Below are 25,059 nucleotides of genomic sequence, written 5' to 3'. Positions count from 1 at the left end.
ATTCATGTCGCAAAAACCAACGATAATACTTAATTTTGCTGGAATAAACTCAAAAAATATATACATGCTCAAGATTTTCAAAGTTACTGCAATTTTAGAGGGAATCTCTTATTTAGTGTTATTTACCAATATGCTTTTCGTTAAAACCAATAATCCGGAACTTTACCATGCCCTATTGCGTCCGTTAGGAATGACGCACGGTGTTTTATTTATAGGATACGTATTGTTGGCATTTTTGCTTAGAAAACCTCAAAATTGGGATTTAAAAACTTTCGGAATTATTCAAATAGCTTCTCTTATTCCTTTTGGAACGTTTTATATCGAGAAAAAATATTTAGAAAATAATGCCTAATCTTTTGGATAAAATATTTAACTTTTTATACCCTCTTTTTAGAGATTGGGGAATGAGCCGCAACTTTGCGTCTTATGTCAGCCTGGTCTTTAATATTGCCATTATGGTGGCATTGGCTTATGCTATTTATTATATGGCCAAATTTGTTTTGGTAACACTTACTGCAATTTTTGCACAGAAGACCAAAACAAAATTTGACGATTATTTAATTCACAATAAAACCACAAAATACACTGCTTATTTAATTCCGTTTTTCTTTATTTATAAAGCGGTTCCAATTATTTTGGATAAATACGAATATTGGGAAAGTGTTTTTGGAAAAATCGTTGGCGTTTATATCGTATTGATAACCTTATGGATTGTCAGAACGATTTTTAATGCTTTACGCGATTACCTAAAACAAAAGCCGGAATACAGCGACAAACCAATCGATAGTTTCGTTCAGGTTATTATGATCGTGCTTTGGATTTTTGGTGTTGCAATCATTATTTCAAAGTTATTCGGAATCAAACAAGGGGAATTACTGACGATTTTAGGAACGCTTTCGGCGATTATTATCTTGATTTTCAGAGATACTATTCTTGGATTTGTTTCGAGTGTTCAGGTTGCCATAAACGATATGGTTCGTATTGGTGACTGGATTACGATGGATAAATTTGGTGCCGATGGTGATGTAATCGAAATTAACCTCACAACGGTAAAAGTTCGAAATTTTGATAATACGATTACCACGATTCCAACGTATGCCTTAAGTTCAGATTCATTTCAGAACTGGCGTGGAATGCAAAAATCTGCCGGAAGACGTATTAAAAGACACGTTTTGATCAAAAGCAGCAGTATTCGTTTCTTAACGGATGAAGATTTGGATCAGATGAAAAAAGTCCAGCTTCTAAGCAATTACATCGAAACAAGACAATCTGAAATTATAAAATACAATGATCTTCGTGGCGTAGATAAAACCTTGGCGCTTAATGGCCGAAATATGACTAATCTGGGATTGTTTAGAAAATATATAATGCAATATTTAATTACACATCCTGGTTTAAATAAAGATATGCATATGATGTGTCGTCAGTTACAATCTACTGCGCACGGAGTTCCGTTAGAGATTTATGCTTTCTCGAGCGATAAACGCTGGGCAAACTACGAATATATCATGGCCGATATTTTTGATCATATTATGGCTTCTGTAGAATATTTTGATCTTGAAATATTCGAATTGCCGTCGAAAATTGGAAGATTTGATTAAGGCTCTTGTTTCAAGTTGTTTTTTGTTTCAGGTTTCAGGTTGATTTACTTTGAACATAATTTTACCGCAAAGGTCGCAAAGTTTTTTCGCAAAGTTCACAAGGAATAGCTTTGCGTTCATAGCATAAATCTTAGCGACTTTTGTGTTTAAGTACACAATACAACTTGAAACCTGAAACAAAAAAAACTTGAAACTATTTTTTTATTTTTTCACCTCTTCAAAAACAAACTCTGATTTATCATATTCAATTGGTTGATCAGGCATAAAAAGCGGAAGATTAAAATAAGTTCCAATTACTCCTGTTCCCAGAAAAAGTTTGTTTTCTTTTTTCAAGATTGCAATCGGAGTCCTTTTCCAGCTTCCTCCATTTGAGATATAATGAAAATCACCTCGTAACGTATCGCCTTTTATATCTCCCCTAACATCTCCGGAATCTTTACCAGTTTTATAATAGGAGATTTCATAACGTCCGTAAAAGCGTTTGTTGTTTATATTCAGGCTCAAAACGGCAGTATCTTTATTATGTACAGCGCGATACATAACTTGATTATACTGACTTTTATCTTCCTTATTATTACAGGAAATTATAAAGCTAAAAACAACGACGACGAGAAGTAACAAAGGTTTTTTTTGCATCTATTTTGGTGAGTTTGTAAATTGAATTTTCAGATTAAATTTAAATTCTTGAAATATAAAATCAGAACTATTATCTCCATCTTCATCAGAGCAAATAGAATCTGCGAGATTGTCATTTCCTCCGGATGTTGGCACTTCATCAATTTCAATTCCATTTTTATCAAACATTTCACTTCGATTCAGAGTATACAATTTTGATGATGTACCTTTCAAATACATAATTTTGTACTCAAAATAATCTCGTGACATATTTGTTTTAAATTGATTTGTTTTTATTATTCTAAAGACTAAATATAGATCCGGAGCAATTTCTATTAGTTCAGAATTCAGCTCGTTTAATTGACTTTCAATTTTTTTGTTCTCAATTTTTTCTCTGTTAAAATACAAACTATTGATTTGGAAATTAAATTTAGAATTTGGAATTACTCCAACCCTATCGGTTTCTTTTGCTAATCTTTCTGTTTCTTCATTGATATTATTGATAGCAAGTTTAAGATTTTTTTTATTCAAAGGGATATAAAATGAATAACCGCCTTCGCCCTCACTTTTATTAAAAAAAATATTATTTAAAAAAAAGGAGAATGAATTTTTAATAAATTCATCTAATGCGGCAGGAACTTGAGTTTCTGTTTTCTTTTCATCATCATTTGCTATTGCACAAGAATAATACGTTACCCGATCAATGAATCGATGTTTATTAAAAATTAAATTTACATAAATCATTTCTTCAGGGTTATTCTTTTTTATTAAATCAAAATTTTCTAAAACGTACTGATATGTTTTTATTTGATTTTCCTGATTTCCTATTTTGATTTTTTGACCAAAAGTTATTGAAGTAAAAAACGCAAATAAAATAATTAGTTTATTCATGGTCATTTTTTATAATCGTTAGTAATTTCCTGATAAAACGTATCATTTCTATTATTACAAACGATCTTTTACGAATTCGATTTGGGTTTTTCCGTGGGCTTTTGGTTTACCATTTTCGTCCAGATTAACCATAGTGGTTTGGTCGATTGTGATAATGATTTCACGCGTCATCATATTTCGAACGGCACAGGTTAAAACTAAAGAAGTATTTCCGAATTTCACGACATCAATTCCAATTTCTACAATATCACCTTGTCGGGCTGAACTCTTAAAATTGATTTCAGACATGTATTTGGTTACAACTCTGGTGTTTTCTAACTGAATAATGGTGTATAATGCCAGCTCTTCGTCGATCCAGGCTAATAATTTTCCGCCAAATAAAGTTCCGTTTGGATTTAAGTCTTCGGGTTTAACCCATTTTCTGGTATGAAATCGCATAATTTTAGTTTAAATAAAAATTTTTGTATTGGAATTTTTTCTAAATTTAAAGAAAAAACATGGAAGATAGAGATGCTTTTTTAAGAGAATTCAGAGGCGAAACTTTAGGAACTGTAAGCGCTCAATCTTCACCAGATGAGTTGTTTCAAAATCAGACTATTAGGCCCATTTTAAAACTTCAAAATGATTTGTTTATCGCTGTTTTTGTTAATTATGTAAATAAAAACAAGGCAGACTTTTATTCTTATACGGTCGAAAAGAAACTTCAAACCATCGAAAATTCCATTCAGAAAGATATTAAGTTCCGAAATTCCCTTAAAGGAATTGTCATGGCACTTTTTACAATCGAAGAATATGAAACTTATATTCAGAACTCGTCAAGTCTAAACAAAAGAATGATGAATTTATTAATCGATCGTTTGAAAAGTCAAGTGCAATTGTTTGAGTTGGAGTCGAATTCGAATTAGATTTTTTAAATGGAAATTGAAATAGTTCAAGATAAAAAGCAAAGTTTGTATGTTTATAGAGATGATGAACTTTTATTTTATTCGAAGGTAAAATTCAACTGGACCAACAGAATTATAACGATTTACAATGATAATAATATTTTACTTTTAGAGGTAAAATATAAAATGTCTTTTTTTAATAGTTATTATAATATATTATTCCAGAATGAATTGTTTACGAAAAATATATCAGAAATAACAGATACAAGAATAATCTTTGGTTTCGGTAAAAGGTTATATATAAAACAAGATTATTTTATTTCGCTTGACGGAAATTTTTCTTACTATTTTAAAGAAACTAAAATCTCCCAAGTAAAACAGAAAACATGGGTTTCTAAACCGAAGATGTTATTGAATATAAACGACGAAAATCTTGAGTTTTTACATCCCGTGATCTTACATATTTTAGCAATTAGAGCAGGATATAATTCGGATTAAATAAAGAATATAATTAATGAAGAAACTAGTCTTTCTGCTACTATTTTTAAGTGTTTTGTCTTGTAAAAAAGAGTCAAAAGAAACCGGGATAGAAATAAAACAAGAACATAAGACCCAAAAAATAAATATTTGGGAAAGCATGTCATTTGAAGAACAAGTTAAAAGTATAAAAGATAATACTACGAAGGATTCTATAACTTCAAATGATATTTCATACATTAATGATTCCATTTTAAAAGGAAAATTCAAACTAGATATTTCTAAATACCAACACGAGGATAAGAAAAACAAATGTTATCCAATTAGATTTAGCAAGAAGATTATCTCAGAGTTTTATAGTGATGGATTTAAAAATTTAGGCGATCTGAATGGAGATAAAAAAGAAGATTCCGTTTTTGTTTTACAAAATTTAAATTCTTGTGAAGAAGGTGATTCGTATTATTTTACTGATAATGATATACCGCGAATACAGACTGAATCCTATTGTTGTCATCCGGAAAGTATATTTAGTATTGGTGATATAGATGAAGATGGCGGGAATGAAATAGCAGAATATTACTCCTCTTGTACAAGTAATTTCAAGTCTTTTAGAATTTGGACATTGAAAGATAATAAATGGAAGTTTATAGAGCAATTTGGATTCTTTTATAATAATGGTAAGTATGAAGTATTCAAGGATTTCGATAAGTTGTACAAGAAAATTTCAAAGAATAAGTTTAAATTTCTAGAGATATCTGATATGCGAGGAAATGGAGAAATGGTTAAGGAATGGCGTACAGTAACAATGGAATAACTTAATTATATAATAAATGTTCAGTCAATTCCGAAATAAATTCCCAATCGACGATTCAAAATGGAACGAATATACGAGATGTTTTAATCGGCTTGAAGTTCCTGCAAAAACAATTCTTTTAGAAGAAGGCGAAGTTTCGAAAAGACTTTTTATAATCGAAAAAGGTGGCATCAGGGTTTGGTTTAATAATAACGGAAAAGATCTAACGACTCAGTTTTTTTTCGAAAATCAAAGTGTGGCTTCTATTGAAAGTTTCATGAAAAAGTTACCAAGTCCGGTTGTTATTGAAACTATTGAACCGTCTGTTGTTTGGTGGATTTCTAAAAATGATCTGGATAAAGTTCTGGAAGAAATCAAAGAAATTCCAGAGTTGAGAGATCGTTTTATCAATATGCTTTTTGAACGTACATTTGATTACATGAAGCATTTTGTTTCTTTTATAAAGGACTCTCCTACTCAACGTTATCTTAATTTAATTAAAGAAAGACCTCAAATCACACAGCGAGTTCCGCAACATTATATAGCATCCTACCTTGGCGTAAGCACCGTTCATTTAAGCCGGATAAAAAGCAAATTATCACAAAAGAAATAGTCGGATTTCGCTATAATATTTCATCATATAAGTTATTGTAAGGCAAGTTTAAATGAACTTATATAACTTATATGGTAAAAAAAAATTTGATAACAAATGTTATCGTTCAGCCATAAACGATGATAGAACTTTGCATCATAAAATTAAATAATTATGAAAGCAGCAGTAGTTTATAAAAAAGGAGAAATGCCAAAATATGCCGATTTTGCAGATCCAATTGTGCAAAATGAAAATGAGATTTTAGTTTCGGTTAAAGCGGTGGCGATTACAAATCTGGACAAAGGAAAAGCCAGCGGTAAACATTATTCTTCAGAGAAAGATACTCAAAACGGTTTTGTTGTTGGCAGCGACGGCGTTGGTTTACTGGAAAACGGAACCAGAGTTTATGCCCGTGGAATCAACGGTACAATGGCCGAAAAAGCAATTATCGATAAAAATATCCTTGTTCCATTACCAGACAGAATTAGCGATGCTGTTGCAGCTTCGTTGCCAAATGCAGTTGCGGGTTCTGCGATGGCGCTTAGGTTTAGAGCAAATATTCAAAAGGGAGAAACTGTTTTAATTAACGGAGCGACAGGTTTTACGGGACAAATGGCGATTCAGATAGCAAAACATTATGGTGCAAAGAAAATAATCGTTACCGGAAGAAATGAAAAAACACTTCAAAGTCTTTTAGAATTGGGCGCTGACGAAATTATTTCGCTTAAACAAGATGACGAAACTTTTATCGCACAACTAAAAGAGATTAACTCCAAAACTCCTATAGACATTATTCTGGATTATTTGTGGGGACATCCTGCTGAATTGATTCTTGCCGCTATAAAAGGAAACGGTTCCTTTACCAACAAAGTTAGATATGTTACAATTGGCGGAATGGCGGGCGATTCTATTCAATTGTCATCAGGTATTCTAAGAAGTGTAGATTTACAATTATCAGGTTCAGGTTTAGGAAGCTGGTCTAAAGCTGAAGTGAGATTGTTATTCTCAGAAATTCTTCCCGAAATGTTTCTTTTGGCAGCGCAAAACAAATTAAAAGTCAATATCCAAGAAGTTAAACTAATTGATATTGAAGAAATATGGAGCAAAGAAGCTCTTGATGGTCAGCGATTGGTTGTTATTATATAATTCAATCCCTTTTTTTCTGCCACGAATTACACGAATTTGCGCAAATTATATTCGTGAAAATTTGTGTAATTCGTGGCAAAATTTCATCGATTTCAAATTGGATTTTATCATTTCTGTTCCATTAATTTCTTCGGTGCAAAACCAAATAATTTTTTGAAGGCAAACGAAAAATGCGACAGATCTTCAAAACCCAGATCGAGATAAATATCGGATGGTTTTTTGTCTTTTTTCTCAATCAGAAAATAAGCTTCTTCCAATCGTTTTTGCGTGAGCCAATGGCTTGGTGTGGCATTGAATATTTTAACGAAATCTCGTTTAAAAGACGATAAACTTCTTCCGGTTAAATAGGCAAAACGCTCCAGAGTTACATTGAATTTGTAATTGTGAAGCATGAATTTCTCCAAATTGATCTTTTCCGGAATAGTAAAATCAAAGAAAATAGTTGCCAGTTCTGGTTTTAACTTCAGTAAAATGAAAACTAATTCTTCCCGTTTTATGTCTGAAAATGTATCGTCTATTGCTCCGGTTTGGTTGTAATAAGGAGATAATGACTGAACAAAATTTGGGATCAAATCATTCTTCTCCAGGATTATAAAAGCCTCTGTTGGTTTAGAACTTGAAATCGGTATTTGATGCCTGTCTTTGATCTTTTTTAGAAACTGTTCGTCCAGAGTAATCACCACTTTTTCAAATTCATCATTCTCTTTTTCTTTGTTGTATCTGGCAAGATAGTTTTTGCGCACAATGCAATAATCTCCTGACTTTAAGGTGTAATTTTTATTACCATCATAACCGTTGATTGTACCTTTTGTGAGATACAAAAAGAAATGCTCTGCAATGAATTGTTCCGGCGAGATCTCAGGTCCGATATAACATGATTTTATTTCTGTAATTTTCATTCTGCTCAATAAAATTAATTGACATTTTCCCACCAACGCTTAAATTGCTGATGCTTGTTCTTAAAATCTACTTCTTCACCAATCATTGGCGTAACCAGTCGATACGGTTTATTTACAGATAATTGTGTAATTTTTCTTAAAGGTTCATCCCAGGCATGTTTTCCTAAGGTGAATTTTGAATTATGCACCGGAATCATGTTTTGTGCCTGTAAATCTACAGCTGCCTGTGCAACTTCTTCGGGTAAATTGTGTACAGATTGCCACGCTTTATCGTATTGTCCGCATTCTAAAATTGCCCAATCAATTGGTCCAAATTTTTCTCCAATTTTTTTAAATCGGTCATCATAACCACCATCTCCGCTAATGTAGATTTTTAAATCTGGAGTTTGAATCAAATACGACATCCACAAGGTTTTACCACGCAATAAACCCCTACCCGATTCATGATGTGATGTTTCTGTAAAAATAATAAAGTTATGGTCCAGTTCAATCCTTTCATTCCAGTCTTTCTCTATAATTTGATCCGGTTTATAACCCCAACGTTCAAAATGCGCTCCTACTCCAAGTCCGCAAACAACGTGTTTTACTTTGTTTTTTAAACCAATAATAGTTTCATAATCTAAATGATCGTAATGATCGTGGGAAATGAATAAATAATCAATTTCAGGCATATCGGTAACGGAATAAATATCGCTCCCTTTATAAGCGCGAACTCCCCAAGGCAATGGCGATGCTTTTCCGCTAAAAACAGGATCAATCAGAATCTTTTTGCCTTCGAGCTGCATAAAAACCGACGAATGTCCAAACCAAACCAATGCATCAGAATTGGCGGGAATATTTTTTAAATTGGTTTTTACCGATGGCAATGAATCTGAAGGTTCTCTTCTTGGATGATTTTTAAAAACAACATTATACATTTCTCCCAACATAGTATATCCTTCTGATAATGTTGGTCTTTCGACAATATTCTGAAATCTGTCATTCTTAAAATGAGCTGATTTTTCAATTTCTGCAAGACGTTTTCCTGAGGGATTTTCGCCAAATTGAGGTCGTTGCAAGTAAACAAAAGTTACAGTTGCCAACAGTAATAAAACAATAAATAAAGTGATCATAATTCTTTTAAGTATTCGTAAGGATTTTTTCATTGAATATTATTTTGCAGCGATCTTTATGTCGTCAATTTCAAGTATATTTTTCGAATATTCTTTTTCGACAACATTAATCATTGCTTGCCCAACTTGTTTTAAAGTCAGTGATTTGGTTGGAAGTAAAATAGGAAATAAGAAAATCAACGGTTTTAAGAATGTTTTTACATTTTTCTGCCCTTTGAATGGTTTCATGAAACCGGGTCTGAAATTATATACTCCTTTAAAAGGTAATTTTATCAAATCATTTTCGGTTTTTCCTTTTACTCTTGCCCACATAACTCTGCCCTTTTCTGAACTGTCTGTATGACTTCCGGAAACGTATGTGAAAACCATATTAGGGTTTAATGAAGCCAGTTTGCTAGCAAGACTCATTGTTGTATCGTATGTAATCTGGGTATATTTTACTTCGTCCATGCCAACAGAACTTATTCCGGCGCAATAAAAACAAGCATCATAACCGGTAAGTTGTGCGTCAAAAGCTTCTAAATCCATAAAATTTGGCACAATCAATTCGATTAATTTTGGGTGTTTTACAGGCGATGGTTTTCTATTAATCATTAAGACTTTTTTTACCGTGTTGTTTTCTAAACATTCCAATAAAACGCCTTCACCAACCATTCCTGTTGCACCTGTTACAATTACTTTCATATCTTTTAAATTTAATTTTTTAATCCTCCAAATTGAAATAAACTTTCGGCAGAAGCCAATAAAGCTTCTTCACTAGTTCTGGGTTTCCAGTCTAAAATTGTTTTTGCTTTTTGATTGCTCGCATTCTTAACCCGATTTAGTTGTGGCACAATATTTTTGGCTTTATCATTAAATAAAGCAATACTTCGCACTGCCCAATTGGGTAAAATTGTTGTAGAAACATTGTTGGCTTTAGCGCCTAATTTATTCCTTAAAAGCTGAGCAATTTGTGGCAAGGAAATTATTTCTCCTGTAAAGGCTAAAAAACGTTCTCCATTTGCAGCGGGATTTGTCATGGCGCGTAAATGCAAATCGGCAACATCACGAACATCTACAATCCCGAACGATATTTTAGGAATTGCTTTCATTGATCCGTCAAGCATTTGTTTTAGAAGTTCAAAACCACTCGAAATATCAGGTCCTAAGGATGGTCCAAAAATCCCCATTGGATTAATTACAGAAAGTTCTAATCCTTTTCCTTCGTTTGCAATATAATTCCAAGCCGCTTTTTCTGCCAGCGTTTTAGATTTTAAATAGGCCGAAAGTGTTTTGTCGGTTGGATCTGTCCAGGATTCCTCGGTAATTAAAGTTTTTGGATCATTGTGACTGTAACCAACGGCAGCGAATGATGAAGTTAAAACGACTCTTTTTACACCTGCTTCTTTTGCTGCTTTCAAAACTCTTAGAGTTCCTTCGACAGCGGGTAAAATAACCTCATTTTCGTGTTTTGGAACTTCAAGAGAAATTGGTGTTGCAATATGTAACACATAATCACAATCTTTTACTGCTTCGTTCCAATTATCGTCTTTAGAGAGATTGGTTTCTATAAACGATAAATTTTCGAAAGAAGTAATACCGCCTACTTTCAACATATCTTTCACTTCGTCTTGTCGGTTCATTGAGCGAAGTGTTGTTTTTACCGTGTAGCCTTGCTGTAGTAATTGCAAAGTGCAATGAATGCCAACGAAACCAGAGCCGCCAGTGACTAAAACTATTTTGTCTTTATTTAAATTTGTCATTTTGATACGAATTAATAATGCAAATTTCATCATTATATCAATTGCAAACTTTGTTTAAAAGTCCAAACTTGTTTTGTTGAGAAGTTCAAAAAAAAAGCCTATCAGGTTGTTACTTGATAGGCTTTTTGAATTTATTCTTTAGAAAGCATTAATTCTTTTATGTATTTCACTGGAGCGCTTCCAAAACTCAGGAACTTTTCGTGAAATTGTTTCAGGTTAAATTTAGCTCCTTCTTGTTTTTTAAGTTCTTCTCTCAGGTTGTAGATTTCGGTATATCCGGTAAAATAAGAACACAATTGAACTTGAGACAATGTTACACGTTTCCATTTTCCGTCGGCTTCTGCTTGTTGTTGAAAAGCTTCTTTGGTCAATAATTCGAGTGCAGCTTCTTTAGACATGTTTTTGGTATGAACGCTAATATCAAGAATAGTGTTGCAAGTGGCTCTTAAATTCCATTTGAAGTACATCAACCACATTTCATCAGAGTTTTTATAACCGCTTTCCAGCATCATTCTTTCGGCATAAACTGCCCAACCTTCTACCATTGCACCATTTCCTAAAATAGATTTAATAATACTTGGCGATTGATTGCTGTAAACTAATTGCGTATAATGTCCGGGAATTGCTTCGTGAATATTTAATATTTGAAGGATGTAATCGTTGTATTCACGCAAATAGCTTTCTGCATTTTCTGCAGTCCAGCCAGACATGCTTCCTACGTTGTAATACGTGTTTGCGTTTTTATCATAAGGGCCAGGCGAAGAAATAGAAGCGCCAGCAACTCCAGCCATATAAGCCGGTTCCTTACGTACTACAAGTGGTTTTGAAGGATCGATGTACAATAAATCCTTTGCTTTTACATAAGCCGCCAATTCTGGAATTTGTTTCTCAATTTCAGACTGAAATTTTTCTGGCGTAGTATGTTGTAATGAGATTTTATCAATTACTTGTTTGATTAAATCCAGTTTGTCAGTAGGTTTTGGTGCATCGCCTTTGTATTTTGTCCAAAGTTTATCTGCCAGAACAAACATTTTATCGTGTAAATCTTTTTTGTGATCGATTGCAATTTTAAAAATTTCATCGGAAGTGTAGCTGGATTGAATCTCAAAATTGAACTTTTTAGCATATAATGCTGCGCCTAATCTAAAAGAGCGAGGTGTTTTGTTTGGTAAATTTTTCAACCAATTTGCATAATCTGCAATTGCTTTGACAGAAACTTTAGCTTTTGCCAGAATTTCTTTTTTCTCTGTATCGCTTAATTTGCTGTTCGCTAATGCTTCAGTCAATTCTCCTTCAAATACAGATGATCCACCAAGATTTTGAGCTATGGCTAATTCGGTATGTTCAACTGTTGGATTTTTAATATTCTTTTTGGCTGCTTCATAATAAGCAGGAATATTATTCATTTTTGCATTAAAAGCATGTAAACGAATTTCAGGAGTATCGTATGAACCGTTTAAAATTTCGGCAAAAGAACTACAAACATTATAGCTTGAAGGATCCCATTCACCTGATTTTAATTCCTTAACGCTGAAAATAGTACTTTCAAGTTGGTTTTTTATCAAATGAAAATCGGTTTTGTTGTTGTCCGACAATTCATCAATATTGAATTTTTTCAAAGAATCTAATTGTGCATTCGCAAAGTCAAGCTCTACTTTTCTTTGGTTCTCATTTGGGACAATTAAAACACTATCTAGTTTATGATATCCAACACTTGAAGCCCAATTTGGACTAATTTTCCATAAAGAGGTTACAAAAACATCTTTATAAGAGTCAAATTTTTTGTCTAACGCTTTATCTTCGTTAGACTTAGTACTTTTATTACAAGAAAAAAGTAAAGTGATTGCAAAAAAAGAAACAACTAGTTTTTTCATAAATTAATTTTTTTATGGTTTAAAGATAAAAAAAATGTCCTTTATGCAAAACAATTTACTATTTGTGATTAATATTTCAATAAATCTAATAAAACTTCTTCAAAACGGTCTTTTGGTAAAAACTGATCTTCAAGAGCTTTTGTAAACGGAATTGGAGAATCTAAACTGGCAACTCTCATTACCGGTGCATCGAGATGTTCAAAGCATTCTTCCATAATTAAAGCCGAAATATCGCTTGCAATTCCGCCAAAAAGTGTGTCTTCCTGATAAATAATTACTTTTCCGGTTTTTCTAACAGATGCAAAAATAGTTTCGGTATCTAGAGGCTGTAAAGTTCTTAAATCGATTAAATCGGCTTGTATTTCAGGATATTTTGCCAATGTTTCCAGAGCCCAATGTACCGGAGCACCAAAAGCAATAATAGTTATGGAAGTTCCTTCTTTTAATAAAGCCGCTTTTCCTAAAGGAATAGTGTAATAATCTGTTGGAACATCTTGATAAACACTTCTATACAATTGTTTGTGTTCAAAAAATAAAACAGGATTGGGGTCGTTTATCGAAGTATTTAAAAGTCCTTTTGCATCATAAGGAAATGCAGGATAAACTACTTTTAAACCCGGAGTTTTAGTAAACCAGGCTTCATTTGTCTGCGAATGAAATGGTCCTGCCTGAGTCCCTCCGCCGCAAGGCATTCTAACGACAACATCGGCCTTTTCGCCCCATCGATAATGTGATTTTGCTAATAAATTCACAATTGGATTAAATCCTGTGGAAACAAAGTCTGCAAATTGCATTTCGACAATGGCTTTATATCCGTTAATCGATAATCCCATTCCGGTCGACACAACAGCGCTTTCGCAAATCGGAGTATTTCGTACGCGTTCCTTTCCATAGGTTTCTACAAAGCCTTCTGTAATCTTAAAAGCACCACCATATTCGGCAATATCCTGACCCATAATAATCAGGTTTTGGTGACGTTGCATGGATTGGTCTAAACTGTTTCTGATAGCATCTATAAATCTAATATTTTTAGATTCTGATTTTGTGGTAACTTCTTCGTATTGAAAAGGTTTGTATACATCGTTTAACTCTTCACTATAAGAAGGAATTATTTCAGGTTCAGCATTTGCAATAGCCCAATTTTCTTCGATTTCATGTTTAATTTCTTCTCGTAAAATTGCGTCGTGTTCTTCTGTCAGGATTCCCTGATCTAATAAAAACATTCTGTAATTGTCTACAGGATCTTGCGTCGCCCAAATTCTCATTAAATCTTCGGGAACATATTTTGTGCCACTCGCCTCTTCATGTCCGCGCATTCTAAAGGTTTTAAACTCTAATAAAACCGGATGCGGATCTTTTTGAATTTTTTCTTTTAACTGTTTTATTTTGTGATAAACTTCCAGAATATTATTTCCATCAATAATATAACTGTCAATTCCGTAACCAATGCCTTTATCTGCTAGATTTTCGCAGGAATATTGCTCGTTTGTTGGTGTTGAAAGTCCGTAGCCATTATTTTCGATGATAAATAATACAGGTAATTTCCAAACGGCAGCAATATTTAAAGCTTCATGAAAATCACCTTCACTTGTTGCTCCTTCTCCGGTAAAAACGGCTGTAACTTTTTTATTATTCTGAAGTTTATCGGCAAGAGCGATTCCATCTGCGATTCCTAATTGCGGGCCAAGATGCGAAATCATTCCGATGATATTATATTCCTGAGTTCCAAAATGAAAACTGCGGTCTCTGCCTTTTGTAAAACCATTTGCTTTTCCCTGCCATTGCGAAAATAAGCGGTGTAATGGAATGTCTCTGGTGGTAAAAACACCCAGATTTCGATGCATTGGTAATACATATTCTGTGTGGTCTAAAGCTGCTGTAACTCCTACTGCGATTGCTTCCTGTCCGATTCCGGAGAACCATTTTGAGACTTTTCCCTGCCGAATCAGGATTAGCATTTTTTCTTCGATCAAACGAGGTTTTAGAATTTTTTTGTATAAATCTAATAATTGAATATCAGAAAGGTCTTGTTTGTAAAAAATCATTTGATTCGCTGTTTAAGTATTTCAAATATAGAAAATTATAACAATTTTATTTATTTTTGTTAGATAATTTTAATTTTATTATAACTTTTAAAATTCAAATATAAAATATTCTCTACCTTTGTTATTGAAAGGTTTAACAGACCTTTTATCTTTAAATAAAAATGTAAAGTATGCAAAACATCCCTAGTGTAGACTTACGTGATTTCCTTTCGGACGACCCGAAACGTAAACAAAAATTTGTAAATGAAATCGGCAGTGCATTTGAAAACATTGGCTTCGTAGCCCTAAAAGGTCACTTTTTAGACGACCAGTTAGTAGACGAGCTTTATAGCGAAATTAGAAAATTTTTCGCTTTGCCAGTAGAAACTAAGCATAATTATGAAATTCCCGGTATTGGCGGACAAAGAGGTTATGTGTCTTTTGGAAAAGAACATGCCAAAGGTCGTAAAGAGGGAGATTTGAAGGAATTTTGGCATTTTGGCCAATATGTTGATGCTTCTTCAAAATATGCTTCGGAATATCCGGACAATGTTGAAGTAAAAGAATTACCACGTTTTAATGTTGTGGGTAAAGAAGCCTATCAAATGCTTGAGAAAACAGGTGTTTATGTGTTAAGAGCTTTAGCTTTGCATTTAGGTTTAGATGAGTTTTATTTTGACCAATATGCAAAAGAAGGAAACTCTATTTTGAGACCAATTCACTATCCACCAATTACTTCTGAGCCAGAAAATGCAATTCGTGCAGCTGCTCACGGTGATATTAACCTGATTACGCTTTTGATGGGAGCTCAGGGTAAAGGATTACAAGTTCAAAATCACGACGGCGAATGGATTGATGCTATTGCTGCTGATGATGAATTAGTAATTAATGTTGGAGATATGTTGTCAAGACATACAAATAATAAACTAAAATCAACGATTCACCAGGTAGTTAATCCGCCTAGAGAATTATGGGGAACTTCTCGTTATTCGGTTCCGTTTTTTATGCATCCTGTAAGCGATATGCGTCTGGATTGTCTTGAAAAATGTATCGATGCCGAGAATCCTAAGAAATTTGAAGATATTACAGCGGGAGATTATTTATACGAACGTTTAGTAGATTTAGGGTTGATAAAAAAGTAAACTTTTAAATCTTCAATTTTTTTAAATTCCAAATTCCAAAAACTATCAAATTGGGATTTGGAATTTAATTTTTACAAACTATATTTATTGAAATTTATTTTTTAGAATAAAAGATTATGGATTTTAAAGATCAATTAAAAAATTTATTTCCGGATCACGTCGAATCAAATGAACCAGAAGAAGTTCAGGAGCAGGATCATGTGCTTTACATTCAAAAAGAGCCTATGATTTGCAAATTTGAAAAACGAAAAGGAAAAGCTACCACGATTATCGAAGGCTACGAAGGATCTGATGAAGATTTTAAAGTTCTTGCCAAAGAAATCAAAACCAAACTTAGCGTTGGCGGAACTTTTAAAGACAGCTCAATAATCATTCAAGGCGATTATCGTGATAAAATCATGGAAATCCTAAAAACAAAAGGATTTAAAACAAAACGTGTTGGAGGGTAATGATTTTAGAATTTAGATTTCTTTAATCATTGTAAAATTTAACCGCAAAGTTCGCTAAGAATTATAATTTGATGCGGGAACATTGTTTAGTAAAAACACAAAGATCGCAAAGCTTTGGGTATAAAAGAAGACGCAATGCTGTGCGCCTCTACAGAAAACCTTAGAACCTTAAAAGAAAAAAAATAAAAATCTGTGACAATCCGTTAAATCCGTTAAATCTGTGGACATAAAAAGACGCATTAATGTGCGCTTCTACAGAAAACCTTTGAAGCTTTGTTACTCAGAACCTTTGAACCTTAAAAGAAATGATAAAAAACTCAGAATTAATACTAAATCCAGACGGAAGTGTTTACCACTTAAACCTTCGTCCTGAACATATTGCTCACGATATAATTTTTGTTGGAGATCAAAACAGAGTTGAAAAAATTACTCAGTTTTTTGATTCAATTGAGTATTCGACTCAAAAAAGAGAATTTAAAACCCAAACCGGAATCTATAAAGGAAAAAGAATATCTGTAATGTCAACAGGAATTGGTCCTGACAATATTGATATTGTTTTGAATGAATTAGACGCTTTGGTAAACATCGATTTAGAAACTCGTTTGCCAAAAGAAAATCTGACTTCTCTTAATATTATCAGAATTGGGACTTCGGGTTCTTTGCAGGCAGATATTCCTGTGGATAGTTTTGTAATGTCTAAATTTGGATTAGGATTAGACAATATGCTTCGCTCCTACCTGATCGACGAAGTTTCGAATGCAGCTATCGAGGATGCTTTTATTGCACACACCAATTGGGATATTAGAAAAGGAAGACCGTATGCAATTGCATGTTCTGAAAAATTGGAAAAAATTATAGAATCTGACAAGATTTTTAAAGGAATTACCGCTACAGCCGGAGGGTTCTATGGACCACAAGGACGTGTTTTGCGTTTGAATATTCAGGATGAAGAATTAAACAATAAAATGGATAATTTTAATTTTGACAACCAAAGAGTTACTAATTTAGAAATGGAAACTGCTGCGATCTACGGACTTTCGGCGCTTTTAGGACATAATGCGTTGTCATTGAATGCAATTATTGCCAATCGTGCATCCGGAACTTTTAGTGAGGATCCTTATAAAGCTGTCGATGAATTGATTACTTATACTTTGAATAAATTAGCTCAGAAATAAATTAGATAATTAGTCAATTTGATAATTAGATAATTCTTGTAAGGCGTTGAAGTTGATGGTGTTGTTTTTGTTTTGTTTGTCAATTTGATCATTTATTGCAAGTCATTTAAATAGTACTCATTTTAAAAATTAGATAGTTCAATGCAAGACGCTATTCTTAAATTTGAAAAACTATTGTTGGAAAATGTAAATTATATTCCAACAATAGATCAAAATATTCTGGAAGAAAGAAAACCCGGAAAATGGTCTAAAAAAGAAATTTTAGGGCATTTAGTAGATTCGGCGATTCATAATCAGGTTCGGTTTACCGAAATTAATTATGTAGAAAAACCGTATCAACACAGACCGTATAGTCAAATAGATTTGGTAAATTTAAACCAATATCAGACGATGGATATTGAAGAGTTAACGCAGTTGTGGTTTGTGTTGAATAAACAGATTGTCAGACTAATGAAGTCTGTTGATGAGAAGGCTTTAGATTATGAAATCGTGTTGAGTGATGGTGCTGTAATCGATTTAAAGTTTTTAATGACAGATTATGTAGAGCATTTAGAACATCATATAAACCAGATAAAAGCTTAAATTATGTTTTTGAGAGTAGCCCGCCATACCAATGATTTAGAACGAATTGTAGATTTCTACGTTAATATTCTGAGCTTTGAACTTTTGGGAGACTTTCAAAATCATAATAATTATGATGGCGTTTTTATTGGAAAATCCGGTTTAGACTGGCATTTTGAGTTTACAAAATCTCATGAAGATGCCAATCATACCTTTGATCAGGACGATGTTATAGTACTTTACCCTAAATCAATTATAGATTATGATGTGCTGGTAAGCAACGTAATACATGGCAATATTCCAATCTTAACTGCAAATAACCCTTTCTGGAATGAAAATGGAGTAATGTTTATGGATCCCGATGGTTATCGTATTGTTTTATCACCATTGAAAGCCATAATAAATGAGATTAATTAAGCGCAAATTAGATAATTCATTTTAATGCTTAATAAAAATAATAGAAAATTTAATAATGCAAGATACACACAAGAAAATCCTGTTTAAATACTATAGTACTTATCTGGAAGAAGTAGTTTCTGAAACCATGTGGGCAGAAATTATAGATTTGGAAAAAGGATATTTTAAACTGGATAATATTCCTTTTTTTGGACCATTGATTGCTACGGATGACATTTTTCGTGCAGAATATGATGAGACCGAGAAATGTTTTATTCACAGAGAAACTATAGAAAGTTCCGGAAATTCGATTGTTCAGATTTTAATTTTGGAAGGAGGTTTCGATAAGGAAATTATCAGAGAAAAATTGAAAGTAATTAACTGTTTGTCAGAAGCTTTGAATGACACATTTCTTGCTGCTGAAATAGCAAAAGAAGTAGATTATTCGATTGTAAAAAGTTTGTTAAACGAGTACGAATCAAACTCTGTGATTGAGTTTGCTGAACCTTGTCTTTCTGAAAAACATCGGACTGATTTATTAAAAAACTAAATCAAAACATAAACAAACAAACCAACTAATAATAGGCATACCAAACTTAAACTTAAACTATAATGAAAACTGTAAAAATTGTAGGTGTTCCTGAGCACTTCAATTTGCCATGGCATCTATGTATTGAAAATGGCGAATTTGAAGCTGAAAACATTGATTTGCAATGGAAAAATATTCCCGAAGGTACCGGTAAAATGTGTCAGATGCTGCGCGACGGCGAGGCTGATATAGCGGTTATTTTGACGGAAGGAATTGTAAAAGATATTGTTGCCGGAAATCCAAGTAAAATTGTTCAGATCTATGTGCAATCACCTTTAATTTGGGGGATTCATGTAGACGCAAAATCAGATTTTCATAGTATAAGTGATCTTAAAGACAAAAAAGTTGCGATTTCAAGAATTGGCTCAGGATCGCAATTAATGGCATATGTAAATGCGCATGAACAAGGCTGGAAAACTGATAATCTGCAATTTGAAATCATCAATACCATTGACGGAGCTGTTGAAGCACTGACAAACGGAACTGCTGATTATTTTATGTGGGAGCGTTTTATGACTAAACCTCTTGTTGATCAGGGAATTTTCAGACGTGTTGGCGACTGCCCTACTCCATGGCCTTCATTTGTGATTACGGTTCGCGACGAATTCTTAAAAAAGAATCCTAAAACAGTCGAGAAAATCCTTGAAATTATAAACAAAACTACACATGATTTTACCCAAATCCCAGATATTGACAAAACTTTGTCAGAGCTTTTCAATCAAAAACTGGAAGATATTCAGGAATGGTTAAAGCTTACACAATGGTCTCAGAAACATTTGAGCGAAAAAGCCTTTATTAAAATTCAAAATCAATTATTTGATCTCGGTATTATTGATAAAAAAAGTACTTTTGTTGAAACGGTAAAAGCGCTGTAAAATACTGCTTTTGATTCTTATGATAAAATTCCCTAAAATTGACTTTCCGCAATTAAAATCCAAGTTACAGGTGAAATCACCTTGGGATAGGGTCATTATTATGATATTGAGTCTTTTGATCACAATTCCGATTTTTATCATTTTACACCAGAATCTAATTGATTTAAACTGGGCTTTTAATTTAGATCGGGTTTTCATATTTATATTTGTTTTTGCTGCAATTTTCTTTCTTTTGATGTTGCTGCGAACGATTATAATATTGTGTATAGCTGTTTATTTATTGACTTTAGTTTATGGAAGTGTCATTGGGAATTATGGTTTCAGCGAAATTTCTGAAGATTATAATTCGATGATTTATACGATGTCAGACAATCCTTTTCCGCAAGATATTATTGTGGCGAAGCTGCTTCCTTTTCCAAATAAATCAAAAATTATAAATGCTATCGAATATCAGAATCCAAAAGTGCGCAATTTTGCTATTATGGCGACTACAAAGCATTTTAAAGGAATAAAAGGATACTCTGATTACAGAACCATTATTCAGTGTTTTGCGGTCTTTAAAGAGATTAACAGCCGCTGGAATTATGTTAACGATCCAAAAGAAGGGGATTATATTGCAACGGCGAGTGAATCATTAGAATATTTTTCAGGAGATTGCGACGATCATTCTATTCTGATGGCTGCCGCAGTACGTTCTATTGGTGGAACTCCAAGATTAATTCATACCAAAGGACATATTTACCCCGAAATATTAATAGGTTCTTTGATCGATTTAGAAAAAGTCAATTATTTGATTAAAAACGTGCTTTTTGTCAAAGAAAGTTATGGCAAAAAAATACATTACCACGTTGATGATCGCGGTCAGATTTGGATGAATCTGGATTATACAGCAACATATCCTGGCGGGCCATTTTTGTACGAAGAAATTTTGGGAGCTTTAACTCTTAATTAGTTTTTTTGAGGTGCAAAGGTTCTGAGGAGCAAAGTGACAAAGGTTTTTCTGCGGAGACGCACTGCTGTGCGTCTAATCTGTTTGTCGTTTATATTTGTATCTATTTGTATCTCTAATCGTTGCTAAGATGCACTGTTGTGCATCTCTACGTTAATCTATATCTGCAAAACACAAATACTATAAGGCTTTACATGTAAGTTCTTATATTGGAATTTGGTCCCGAGGCTTCGGGATAAATATTGGAATTTAAAACAGCTTCTTTATAAATAATTGATTTTTAGATTTTTAATTAGAAAAAATTTTGTAATTTTCTGTAGTTTAACTTTAATCACAAAATCATGAAAAAATCTAAATTATTTATCTTCGGAATTGCAATGGTGGCAGTATTAATGATTTCATGTCATAAGAGTAGAAATGAATTGGTGGACTCTTGGAAAGTTACCGCTGTTGAGCCTAAAATGCCTCTCTCTGATTCTTTAAAAAATGTAATTCTAACTCAAGGAACATTAACGTTTACTAAAGACGGGCATGTAACTGGATATTTGCAAAGCGAAATCAATAATGGTACTTATGCTTTGACAAAAGGAGGAAAAAGTTTAGTAATTAAAGATGAAACTGGTACTCCATACCCTTGTGAAAGTACTATAACGGATGACAAACTGGTATTAGACAGTAAAGAAATGAAACTTACGCTTACAAAAATATAACCATAAAAGTTCACTGTTTATGAACTCAAAGTATTTTAACGAAACCATATTGTCCCCAAAAGCAATATGGTTTTTTTGTTGATTTAAAAAAAAAGGTTTGCCACGAATTTCACGAATTTTCTCTAATTTTTATCGTGAAACCGCTTTAAAAGTTTGCCACGAATTACACAGATTCGCACAGATTTTTTATTATGTGCAATCAGAATAAAAATTAGAGAAAATTAGAGAAAATTCGTGGCAAAAAAAAAGTCCTCCAATAAAAATTAGAGAAAATTCAAGTAATTCGTGGCAAAAAAAACTTACTTGTCACTCTTTGCAGGCTCTCATATAAAATTATATCTTTGCAGAACTTAAAAAACGAAGTCAATTAATTTATGTGAAAAATAATTTCTTTCAGGCAATTTAGAGAGTAACCACAATTGTGGTGGCTCAATTTATTCATTTTTAGAGAAAGAAATTATGCTTATTCTACAAAACATTTCATATAAACACAATAACAAAGAATTGCTGTTTGATAACATCAGTTTTACTGTAAACAATCACGATAAAATAGCGCTTATTGGTAATAATGGCGCAGGAAAATCGACTTTGCTCAAAATTATTGCAGGCGAATTAGAGCCTTTAAATGGTGAACTTAAATTAAATTCTGAACCTTATTATATTCCGCAGATTTTTGGGCAATATAATGATCTTTCTATTGCTGAAGCATTGCGTATTAGTGATAAACTAAATGCGTTTAAAGAGATTCTGGACGGTAATGTTACCGAGGAAAATCTGAATATTCTAAACGATGACTGGACAATTGAAGAGCGTTGTAATAATGCTTTAAGCTACTGGAAATTAGAGGTATTAGATTTGACTCAGAAAATGAACACTTTAAGTGGTGGGCAGAAGACAAAAATCTTTCTTGCCGGAATTTTAATCCATCAGCCGGAACTGGTTTTGATGGATGAACCTAGTAATCATCTTGATGCGGATTCGAGAAAATTATTGTATGATTTTATAGCGTCTACAACCAGCACTTTGCTTATTGTAAGTCACGACAGAAGTTTGCTAAATACACTAAATACGGTTTACGAATTAAGCAAACATGGTATTGCTGTTTATGGCGGAAATTACGATTTCTATACGGAGCAAAAACAAATAGAAATAAACGCTTTAAATCAGGATCTGCATGCCAAAGAAAAGGCTTTGCGAAAAGCCCGCGAGAAAGAACGGGAAACATTAGAAAGACAACAAAAACTGGACGCTCGAGGCAAAAAGAAACAAGAGAAATCTGGTGTTGCAAGAATTATGATGAATACGCTGCGCAATAATGCCGAAAACAGCAGTTCGAAGTTGAAAGGAGTCCATGCAGAAAAAATCGATGGTATTTCGCAGGAATTAAGAGAATTACGTTCTTCGGTTCCGGATATTGATCAAATGAAGATAGGTTTTGATAATTCGGCGCTGCATAAAGGAAAAATACTTTTTAGCACCAACGAAATCAATTTTAAGTACAAAGAGCAACTTCTTTGGGAGAAGAATTTGAATATTGAAATCACAAGCGGAAACCGAATTGCAGTAAAAGGCACAAATGGTTCGGGTAAAACGACTTTAATTAAAATTATACTCGGAAAACTAGATCCGCAGATTGGAACAGTTTACAGAGCCGAAAACAAATCAGTATATATTGATCAGGATTATTCTTTGATTCAAAATGAGTTAAAAGTTTACGATCAGGCACAATACTTCAACAATTCGGGACTTGAGGAACATGATATAAAAATGAGGCTTAATCGTTTCCTGTTCTCAAAGCAAGATTGGGATAAACCTTGTTCCGCTTTAAGCGGAGGCGAAAAAATGCGTCTAATGCTTTGTTGCCTTACAATTAACAACGAATCTCCGGATCTTATTGTTTTAGATGAGCCAACAAACAATCTGGATATTCAGAATATCGAAATTTTGACAAAAGCAATCAATGAATATCAAGGTTCACTAGTTGTGGTTTCACATGACGAATATTTTTTGGAGCAAATTAAAATTGAGCAAGTCATTTCGTTCTAAATTTTCAAGATTTGGTTTTAAAATTGACTCATCAGATAATTAAAAAAAATAGCCTCCAGATTCACACACAGATTCTGGAGGCTTTGATTTAGAGATTAGTGGTTAATCTTCTAAATCAAGAAGGGAAACTAATTTATGTCCTATAAGTTGCTTTAGCATGTTTAGTAAGTCTCGGATTATTCAAAATTAATTGAGTGTAACTTTTTAAAGCTGTTTTTTCTATTTGCGAAAGCTCAACATCGCACTGCCAATTACCGGATTGGTCCATAAATACTAACTTTCCATTAATTTCATATTCCTTGTTATTTTCAATAGATGTAATTTCTACCGTCATAGTATTATGGTTTAAGTTCGTTTTTAATTGTGTTGCCAGCTCATTGTGATCAGTTCGATGTTATAGGTAAAGAATTCTTTGGTTTATAGTGTTTTTAAAAGAGCCGCTATTGCCGTTTCCATCTTTTTATAATCTTTTCTAACTGTGTCCGTCATCTCACTTTTACGGTCTCCGGAAAGGCTCATTGTGATGAATCTTTTCGACAAACCATATTTTTCTTTTATACGATTAAGGATTTCTGTGTTGTATATGTTTTTCTTTTTCGTTTCTTTGTCCATTGCCTTGACTGTTCCTGTTATGGGAACAAATATATAAACAATAGTCTATAAAACAACAAGGTTTAGTAAATATTTTCTTATATTTTATGAAAGCAATTGAAAGATTTTACGAATACCTTGATTTTAAAGGGATTAAGCCAACTCGTTTTGAAAAAGACAATGGCTTGTCAAATGGCTATTTAGGTACGCAATTAAAGAGAAATGGAAATTTAGGAGAAGATATCCTAAATAAGATAATAGACAATTGTTTAGACATCAATCCGGTCTGGTTGTTGACGGGGAAGCAAAGTATGACAAAAATTAATGTTTATACTGAAAATTTAAGCCCGGATGACCAAAATTTTTTAAATGAATCCAAAGGCGACGGATATCAAAAACAATATATTCCTCTTTACGATATTCAGGCATCACCATCGACTTTATTCAACGACGAAAATTTAGAAAGAGTCATTGATCAAATTACAATTCCCGGCTTACCAAAATGCGATGGTGCCGTTTATGTAAGCAGCGACAGCATGTATCCGCTTTTAAAATCGGGAGATATCATTGCATACAAGAAAGTTGCCAATACAATCGAGAACATTTATTGGGGCGAAATGTATTTGTTGTCTCTAATTAATGATGAAGGTGATGATTTTGTGATGGTAAAATGGATTCAGAAATCTGAAAAAGGAGACGAATTTGTAAAACTCGTGTCAGAGAATAAACACCACCAGTCAAAAGATCTTCACATCACTACTATTAAAGGATTAGCCTTAATTAAAGCAAGCATCAGGATAAATGCTACTTATTAAATTAAGCTTCCACTCTACTCTATTTCAGTGATTTAGTTTTTAATGTTTTTTAGAAAAAAGGGAATTTTCTGAAAAAAAACTTCAAAATAATTTGCGCAGTCAAATAACTGC

Annotated in this window: 29 protein-coding genes; 18 read left to right on the top strand and 11 right to left on the bottom strand. The window is 33.1% G+C overall.

Annotated elements, in window-relative coordinates; all coding sequences use genetic code 11:
- Window positions 1-64: 64 nt before the first annotated feature.
- Window positions 65-352 carry a DUF3817 domain-containing protein gene (locus CHB81_RS24095; protein WP_089354376.1) on the top strand — a complete coding sequence of 96 codons (288 nt, stop codon included), beginning with the start codon at window positions 65-67 and terminating at the stop codon, window positions 350-352.
- The gene (locus CHB81_RS24090; protein ID WP_089354375.1) at window positions 345-1,601 is read left to right on the top strand and encodes a mechanosensitive ion channel family protein; all 1,257 of its coding nucleotides are present in this window, start codon (window positions 345-347) and stop codon (window positions 1,599-1,601) included. The genes CHB81_RS24095 and CHB81_RS24090 overlap by 8 nt, the downstream gene beginning before the upstream one ends.
- A 201-nt stretch (window positions 1,602-1,802) precedes the next feature.
- Here CHB81_RS24090 and CHB81_RS24085 read toward each other — a convergent pair whose 3' ends face one another.
- From CHB81_RS24085 to CHB81_RS24075, 3 genes are read right to left on the bottom strand one after another with little or no spacing between them, the layout of a single operon-like run.
- On the bottom strand, window positions 1,803-2,237 hold the full coding sequence (locus CHB81_RS24085) for a hypothetical protein (RefSeq protein WP_089354374.1): 435 nt from the start codon (window positions 2,235-2,237) through the stop codon (window positions 1,803-1,805).
- Window positions 2,238-3,107 carry a hypothetical protein gene (locus CHB81_RS24080; RefSeq protein WP_089354373.1) on the bottom strand — a complete coding sequence of 290 codons (870 nt, stop codon included), beginning with the start codon at window positions 3,105-3,107 and terminating at the stop codon, window positions 2,238-2,240. It abuts the gene before it with no gap.
- Window positions 3,108-3,161: 54 nt separating this feature from the next.
- Window positions 3,162-3,545 carry an acyl-CoA thioesterase gene (locus CHB81_RS24075; protein WP_041516175.1) on the bottom strand — a complete coding sequence of 128 codons (384 nt, stop codon included), beginning with the start codon at window positions 3,543-3,545 and terminating at the stop codon, window positions 3,162-3,164.
- A 59-nt stretch (window positions 3,546-3,604) separates the two neighbouring features.
- Between CHB81_RS24075 and CHB81_RS24070 the strand changes: the two genes are divergently transcribed.
- The 5 genes from CHB81_RS24070 to CHB81_RS24050 all read left to right on the top strand — a co-directional run bounded on the left by CHB81_RS24070 (window position 3,605) and on the right by CHB81_RS24050 (window position 6,999).
- On the top strand, window positions 3,605-4,012 hold the full coding sequence (locus tag CHB81_RS24070; RefSeq protein WP_089354372.1) for a glyoxalase: 408 nt from the start codon (window positions 3,605-3,607) through the stop codon (window positions 4,010-4,012).
- A gap of 9 nt (window positions 4,013-4,021) precedes the next feature.
- Entirely contained in the window at window positions 4,022-4,489 is a 468-nt protein-coding gene (locus CHB81_RS24065) for a hypothetical protein (RefSeq protein WP_089354371.1), read from the top strand.
- A 16-nt stretch (window positions 4,490-4,505) separates the two neighbouring features.
- Window positions 4,506-5,282: a hypothetical protein gene (locus tag CHB81_RS24060; RefSeq protein ID WP_089354370.1), complete on the top strand. Its 777-nt coding sequence runs from the start codon at window positions 4,506-4,508 to the stop codon at window positions 5,280-5,282.
- A 16-nt stretch (window positions 5,283-5,298) separates the two neighbouring features.
- Window positions 5,299-5,874 carry a Crp/Fnr family transcriptional regulator gene (locus tag CHB81_RS24055; protein WP_089354369.1) on the top strand — a complete coding sequence of 192 codons (576 nt, stop codon included), beginning with the start codon at window positions 5,299-5,301 and terminating at the stop codon, window positions 5,872-5,874.
- Window positions 5,875-6,027: 153 nt separating this feature from the next.
- Window positions 6,028-6,999, top strand: a complete 972-nt coding sequence (locus tag CHB81_RS24050; RefSeq protein WP_089354368.1) for a zinc-binding alcohol dehydrogenase family protein — start codon at window positions 6,028-6,030, stop codon at window positions 6,997-6,999.
- A 107-nt stretch (window positions 7,000-7,106) separates the two neighbouring features.
- On the opposite strand, the gene CHB81_RS24045 is transcribed toward CHB81_RS24050, so the two are convergent.
- From CHB81_RS24045 to CHB81_RS24020, 6 genes are all read right to left on the bottom strand, one after another.
- Complete coding sequence (locus CHB81_RS24045) at window positions 7,107-7,898, bottom strand: AraC family transcriptional regulator (RefSeq protein WP_089354382.1); 792 nt, start codon at window positions 7,896-7,898, stop codon at window positions 7,107-7,109.
- Between the two features lie 14 nt (window positions 7,899-7,912).
- Window positions 7,913-9,043 carry an MBL fold metallo-hydrolase gene (locus tag CHB81_RS24040; RefSeq protein WP_254921273.1) on the bottom strand — a complete coding sequence of 377 codons (1,131 nt, stop codon included), beginning with the start codon at window positions 9,041-9,043 and terminating at the stop codon, window positions 7,913-7,915.
- Between the two features lie 6 nt (window positions 9,044-9,049).
- On the bottom strand, window positions 9,050-9,694 hold the full coding sequence (locus CHB81_RS24035; RefSeq protein WP_089354366.1) for an NAD-dependent epimerase/dehydratase family protein: 645 nt from the start codon (window positions 9,692-9,694) through the stop codon (window positions 9,050-9,052).
- Window positions 9,695-9,705: 11 nt separating this feature from the next.
- A complete protein-coding gene (locus CHB81_RS24030) occupies window positions 9,706-10,752 on the bottom strand; it encodes an aldehyde reductase (RefSeq protein WP_089354381.1) in 1,047 nt (348 codons plus the stop codon).
- 131 nt (window positions 10,753-10,883) lie between these two features.
- Entirely contained in the window at window positions 10,884-12,626 is a 1,743-nt protein-coding gene (locus CHB81_RS24025; protein WP_089354365.1) for a DUF885 domain-containing protein, read from the bottom strand.
- 68 nt (window positions 12,627-12,694) lie between these two features.
- Entirely contained in the window at window positions 12,695-14,671 is a 1,977-nt protein-coding gene (locus CHB81_RS24020; RefSeq protein WP_089354364.1) for a thiamine pyrophosphate-dependent enzyme, read from the bottom strand.
- 170 nt (window positions 14,672-14,841) lie between these two features.
- Here CHB81_RS24020 and CHB81_RS24015 point away from each other — a divergent pair, with 170 nt between their 5' ends.
- The 10 genes from CHB81_RS24015 (at window position 14,842) to abc-f (ending at window position 23,542) form a co-directional block, all read left to right on the top strand.
- On the top strand, window positions 14,842-15,792 hold the full coding sequence (locus CHB81_RS24015) for an isopenicillin N synthase family oxygenase (protein ID WP_089354363.1): 951 nt from the start codon (window positions 14,842-14,844) through the stop codon (window positions 15,790-15,792).
- Window positions 15,793-15,908: 116 nt separating this feature from the next.
- On the top strand, window positions 15,909-16,241 hold the full coding sequence (locus tag CHB81_RS24010) for a translation initiation factor (protein ID WP_089354362.1): 333 nt from the start codon (window positions 15,909-15,911) through the stop codon (window positions 16,239-16,241).
- Between the two features lie 305 nt (window positions 16,242-16,546).
- Complete coding sequence (locus CHB81_RS24005) at window positions 16,547-17,416, top strand: nucleoside phosphorylase (RefSeq protein ID WP_089354361.1); 870 nt, start codon at window positions 16,547-16,549, stop codon at window positions 17,414-17,416.
- Window positions 17,417-17,557: 141 nt separating this feature from the next.
- The gene (locus tag CHB81_RS24000) at window positions 17,558-17,998 is read left to right on the top strand and encodes a DinB family protein (protein ID WP_089354360.1); all 441 of its coding nucleotides are present in this window, start codon (window positions 17,558-17,560) and stop codon (window positions 17,996-17,998) included.
- A 3-nt stretch (window positions 17,999-18,001) separates the two neighbouring features.
- The gene (locus tag CHB81_RS23995) at window positions 18,002-18,394 is read left to right on the top strand and encodes a VOC family protein (protein WP_089354359.1); all 393 of its coding nucleotides are present in this window, start codon (window positions 18,002-18,004) and stop codon (window positions 18,392-18,394) included.
- Between the two features lie 55 nt (window positions 18,395-18,449).
- A complete protein-coding gene (locus tag CHB81_RS23990) occupies window positions 18,450-18,923 on the top strand; it encodes a DUF4265 domain-containing protein (RefSeq protein ID WP_089354358.1) in 474 nt (157 codons plus the stop codon).
- Window positions 18,924-18,985: 62 nt separating this feature from the next.
- Complete coding sequence (locus tag CHB81_RS23985; RefSeq protein WP_089354357.1) at window positions 18,986-19,837, top strand: substrate-binding domain-containing protein; 852 nt, start codon at window positions 18,986-18,988, stop codon at window positions 19,835-19,837.
- A 19-nt stretch (window positions 19,838-19,856) separates the two neighbouring features.
- On the top strand, window positions 19,857-20,789 hold the full coding sequence (locus CHB81_RS23980) for a transglutaminase (protein ID WP_089354356.1): 933 nt from the start codon (window positions 19,857-19,859) through the stop codon (window positions 20,787-20,789).
- 338 nt (window positions 20,790-21,127) lie between these two features.
- A complete protein-coding gene (locus tag CHB81_RS23975) occupies window positions 21,128-21,496 on the top strand; it encodes a hypothetical protein (protein WP_089354355.1) in 369 nt (122 codons plus the stop codon).
- A 459-nt stretch (window positions 21,497-21,955) separates the two neighbouring features.
- On the top strand, window positions 21,956-23,542 hold the full coding sequence (gene abc-f / locus CHB81_RS23970) for a ribosomal protection-like ABC-F family protein (RefSeq protein ID WP_089354354.1): 1,587 nt from the start codon (window positions 21,956-21,958) through the stop codon (window positions 23,540-23,542).
- A 133-nt stretch (window positions 23,543-23,675) separates the two neighbouring features.
- Here abc-f and CHB81_RS23965 read toward each other — a convergent pair whose 3' ends face one another.
- A complete protein-coding gene (locus CHB81_RS23965) occupies window positions 23,676-23,876 on the bottom strand; it encodes a hypothetical protein (RefSeq protein WP_089354353.1) in 201 nt (66 codons plus the stop codon).
- An 83-nt stretch (window positions 23,877-23,959) separates the two neighbouring features.
- Window positions 23,960-24,154: a hypothetical protein gene (locus CHB81_RS23960; RefSeq protein WP_089354352.1), complete on the bottom strand. Its 195-nt coding sequence runs from the start codon at window positions 24,152-24,154 to the stop codon at window positions 23,960-23,962.
- A gap of 86 nt (window positions 24,155-24,240) precedes the next feature.
- Here CHB81_RS23960 and CHB81_RS23955 point away from each other — a divergent pair, with 86 nt between their 5' ends.
- The gene (locus CHB81_RS23955) at window positions 24,241-24,948 is read left to right on the top strand and encodes a S24 family peptidase (RefSeq protein ID WP_089354351.1); all 708 of its coding nucleotides are present in this window, start codon (window positions 24,241-24,243) and stop codon (window positions 24,946-24,948) included.
- Window positions 24,949-25,059: the final 111 nt, after the last annotated feature.

This window comes from Flavobacterium sp. ov086 (assembly GCF_900187965.1).
Classification (GTDB): Bacteria; Bacteroidota; Bacteroidia; order Flavobacteriales; family Flavobacteriaceae; genus Flavobacterium.
This window is presented reverse-complemented; position numbering and strand designations above follow the sequence as displayed.